General features: G+C 63.9%; 3 protein-coding genes. 1 reads left to right on the top strand and 2 read right to left on the bottom strand.

The genetic code is table 11. The features are described from left to right. The first annotated feature begins 168 nt into the window (after window positions 1–168). Window positions 169–588 (top strand): DUF2384 domain-containing protein, encoded by a 420-nt coding sequence (locus tag ACY693_RS15620; RefSeq protein ID WP_462322739.1) that lies wholly within the window; start codon window positions 169–171, stop codon window positions 586–588. On the opposite strand, the gene ACY693_RS15615 is transcribed toward ACY693_RS15620, so the two are convergent. Further along, window positions 585–2,495, bottom strand: a complete 1,911-nt coding sequence (locus ACY693_RS15615) for a hypothetical protein (protein WP_462322738.1) — start codon at window positions 2,493–2,495, stop codon at window positions 585–587. The genes ACY693_RS15620 and ACY693_RS15615 overlap by 4 nt on opposite strands. Window positions 2,496–2,536: 41 nt before the next feature. Beyond that, a complete protein-coding gene (locus tag ACY693_RS15610; RefSeq protein ID WP_462322737.1) occupies window positions 2,537–4,339 on the bottom strand; it encodes a tetratricopeptide repeat protein in 1,803 nt (600 codons plus the stop codon). Between the last annotated feature and the right edge of the window lie 122 nt (window positions 4,340–4,461).

The following is a 4,461-nucleotide window of genomic DNA, read 5'->3' as shown; positions in this document are numbered from 1 at the left end:
CCAGGTCTCAAGCCCAGGTCTCAAGCCCAAGTATCAAGCAGTGAATCCCCCGTCTTTTCCGGGTTGCAACCTGGGTTATTCGCCTTCACTCTCCTCTTGATAAACAAATTCCCGCTGCTGTGGCAGGCGGCATAGTCGCTACGGCAAACACTTCAAGGTGGTCTAACCATGTCTGATCTGACCCACGACGAACGTCTGAGCCTGACTCAGCGCACCATGAGCCTGCTCGAGAGCTGGAACCTGTCGGCGACCGATATGATGGTCCTGCTGCAGCTGCCCGAGAGCGTCAAGGCGCGCAACATCTCACGCTTTCGCGAAGAAGAACCGTTTCCTGATACGGTCGAGGTCAACCGTCGGGTCTCCTATCTGTTGCGCATCGAGGATGCCTTGCAGACCTATTTTCCCCGAAACCCCGAGATGCGAGATATGTGGGTCCGGCGTGGGAACAAGCAGTTTGGCAAGCGCGCGCCGGTCGCGGTGATGGTCGAGGATGGCGAGAGCGGGCTGATCTCGGTGCTGTCGCATCTTGATTGCACCTTTGCTTGGGATCTGACGGGCTCCAAGACCGCTTATGAGGTTGCGAGCTAACTCCCGCTAGACCGCGGGTTGAGCGCGGGGAGTCGACGGCGCTGAAAACGGTTTCCGACCAGCCCGCGCAATGCGCCCCAACCAGGCCTTAGGGCTCTGCGCAGCTCGCGCTTCCAGCGTCGCATATCGAGCTCAGCGCCATTGTAGAGGGCTGTGTCAAGCTCTTGGATCAGACTGCGGACTCGTGCCTCGTCGGCTCCAGGGCGAAGCCTCAGGATGCGATCTGCCATGCGCGGTAGCGGCTCTCGACTTGGGGTGCGGAGGCTCTGGCAAGCGCTGCTTTGAAACCTGAGCGCCCATTCGCTGGCGCTGTCCGCTTGTTCGGCCTCGATGGCGCAGCGGTAGACTCGGATGTTCGCAGGCAGCAGATCCCGCAAGCGCGCGCGCAGCCGCTGCCAAGCATCCGCGGCGGGCGCTCGAGGGTCGAGCCGTGCTAGCCCTGTTTTGAGCCTGGTTTTGAGCCGGGCCTTGAGGCCATTCCTGAGATCAGTGCCAGTGCCGATGCCCGAGCGCGATCGGTCACCGCCACCGCCCAGTCGTTGTCTGATCGGGGCGCCGGACACTGATCGATGATGCGCGGCTTGCGCATCGCCGCCGGAGCCAGGCCCCCTCACCCGATACCAGACGCCTGCCCAGTACCCGATCAGCAGAAGCAGGACACTGCCGAGCGGAATCCAGAACCAGGGCCAAGCCTTGTCTTTGCGACCGAATCCATCGTCGGACCGGCTGCTTGCATCATCACTCAGCCAGCCCGAGCCGCGACCGAAGCCGAAGGGTCCGGATTCACCAGCGACCGAGAGACTGCGGATTGGCACGCTCGAGCTCTCACGGCGCGCGGTCTCCACATTCCACCAATCGACCCGAAGTGCTGGCAGTTGCAAGCGGCCGCCGGAATAGGGAACCAGGGTGTAAATCTCCGTGCGGACCCCTTGCAGCTTCGTCTCATCAGCGCTGAGCTGCGTCTCGACGATCGTCTGCTCACGATAGGCGCGAAAGTTGTCTGAACGGAGCATCGCCTCGAGATCGGGGAGCTGTGTGCCGACGCCGCCCGTGCCCTCCATGCGCAAGGTTAAGGTGGTGGGTCGACCTTCCGCGAGCGGTGCGGTCTCGTCGAGCTCGCGGGTCAGCTGCAGCGCTCGCAACGGCAGCCAGGGACGCACCGAGGCAACCACAGGCCGGACCTCAAGTGGGCTCGGTGACGATGTCTTGGCAGAGAAGGGCATGCCGCCGGCAAGCGTGCCAGAGACCTCGAACGGACCAACCTCAAGCATGCCCGCGCGCAGCGGGGTCATCGCCAGCAGATAGCTGTTGACGATCTGCTGGGTGCGTCCGCTGCCACGAACGCTCGTGGCTGGACCGGATATCTCCTCGAGCAACAGCGCATCAAAACCAGCAAGCTTTGGCGAGGCTGTCGCCAGGTTACCGGAGCTGATGACATCGAGCCGCACCAGCATCGGCTGCTGCACATAGGGCTGCGTCTCGAACAGCGTCACCTCGAGCGATGGCTGGTCGAATGTGCTGGTCCCTTGCTGATAAGGGTAATAGCCGGGGCTTGCCTGATAGCCGCTCCGGTTCTGACCCGGGTAGGTGCCGGAATAGGGGCGTTGCCAAGTCCCGGGCGCCGGGTAGCCTGCTGGCGGTTGCTGGCCGGGGACGGATGCGGGCGGGACGCCACGCGCATTGGTTGGAGACTGCGGTCGAAATGTCCAAGGACTGGCAGGCTGTTGTGGATAGGTTCGCTGAGCAAGGCGCGGTTGCTCCCAGGGCGCGGTCTTCATGTCCAGGCCACCGGTGGCGGCATTGGCCCATTGCGAGACGACCAGTGACCAGACGAGCATCGCGAGCAGAAACAGGCCGATCTGGCGAGCCTGCCATAGCCCGCGGTGCGGGTCTGATCGCCATTGCATCGCCGAAGAACGCAGTCCGCGTCTTGATCTAACCCCGGTTGCTACCATGGCCTTGCCTCCTGTAGCCGGCCACCGCTTTCGCGGAGCCGTCGTACCTCTTCGAGGCGGAATTGGTTGCGCATCAGGCGCGTCGGATCGCCTTCGACCTGCTGCAGACGTTGCTCGATAACGGCCATGCCGGGACCGAGCGCGGTTTCGCCCTCGAGCGAGGGTCGGTCGCTGAGGCCTTGCTCCGGGTCCAGCATCTGCCAGGGCAGGGCACCCTGCTGATCGAACTGATCGATGGACTCCGCAGCCTGGTCCGCGGCGCTGAGATCCGGTTCAGCGCTGGCTTGAGCGGGGTTGTCGCGGTCGCGCTTGGCTTGGTTGCGGCGATCGCTCGACGCCTGCTCTACACGCTGCTGATCAGTCTCCGATCGCTGGTCCGAGGCCGCCGGATCGTCTCGATTCGCGGACTCGTCGTTCTCGCGCTCGGCGGAGGTCTCCTCGTCGCCTGACCTGTGCTCGTCGGGCTCAGCGCGAGCGCTGCGCTCCTCCTCGGCCGTATCGCCCTGCTCGCCGATCTGATCATCGCTGGTCCCTTGGATATCCTGGCGCTGACCCTGCTCTTGCGCTGACTCCTGCGCCTGATCGTCTTGCTCGCCGGCTTGGCCTGAGGCCGACTTATCATCGGGACCGCCTTCGCTCGCCTCCGAGCGCTCGCCGCCCTCGGCGTCTTCTTGCAGCTCTCGCTGCTCATCGTCACCGCTTTCACCGCCCTGCTGATCATCAGATCCTTGTTCATCGGATCCAGTGTCAGCGGCCTGATCGTGGGCTTCGCCTTGCTGCTCGCCGCCACCCGATTGCTGACCCTGCTGCTCGCCCTGCGCTTGATCGCCCTGTTCTTGCTGACCCTGCTGGTCACTCTGCTGCTGCTCGCCCTGCTGCTCGCCCTGCTGCTGCTCACCCTGTTCCTCACCTTGGTCTTCGGTCTCTCCTTGTTGATCTTGCTCCCCTTCCTGCTGCTCCTCCTGGTCCTGGGCTTGATCCTGCTCGGACGCTTGCTGCTCGGACTCATCGGCGGTGGACTGTTCCTGATCAGCGGCATCGTCGCTGGCGTCCGGAGGCTCGTTGACCTCTGCGTTCTGCTTCGTCTCCGGGTCCTCCTCCAGGTCGGGCTGCTCCTCGGCAAAGGCCTGTTGCTCCAACCGTGCGAGGCGTGCGCGCGCGAGCGCTAGGTTATGCGCCGCATCGTCATGCGTCGGCTCTTCAGTGAGCACCTGCTCATAGGCCTTGATGGCTCCGGCATAGTCGCCTTGCGCGAAGCGGGCATTCCCTAGGTTGTATTGCGCATCGCGCTGCACCGCCGAGCGCTGCGGCTTGGCGAAAGCTGCTTCGGCTTCGGCATAACGGCCTGCTCGATAGAGCGCGACCCCGCGCCGGAACGGGTCGCTAAAGGCCGCAGCGGCAGCGGAATAGGAGCCGCTCTCATAGACCGCAATGGCCTCTTGCTCGCTGTTACGGAGCCAGCTTGCCTGCGCGCTCGTCGGCAGCACCGCTGCGAGGACCAGTAGGACGAGAATGCCGAGGGCAAAGCTTCGACCCAGGCTTCGACTCCAGCTTCGACCCACGCTCCGATCCAGGCCCGCCAAGGTATGGATCGCCCGACCTGTGTTCCGGAACGCTCGCTTCCTCAGAGGATCAGCGGCCAGGCTCGCTTGCAACCGATGCCTGGGCTGATGCCTGGGCTGATGCCGAGGCTGATGCCGGGGCTGTTGCTTGGACTCGGGCGGACTGAGTAGCGCCGAGCCATCGCGCTCGTGCTGGTAACGAATCGGCTGGCTCATGCGAGATCCTTGCGTCATGCTGACCTCTTGTCCTCTCGAACAGCGCGAGCCTGTCCTGAGCTTGCCGTTCGCTTGGGTCCAAGCCAACTGCGGAACCGCGGTAGCAGAAGCAGCAAGAGCAACGCGACCGGGATATAGAA

The sequence above is a fragment of the Halochromatium sp. genome (assembly GCF_054919635.1).
Note: the sequence above shows the minus strand (reverse complement) of the source record. Positions and strands in the feature narration are given on the sequence as shown.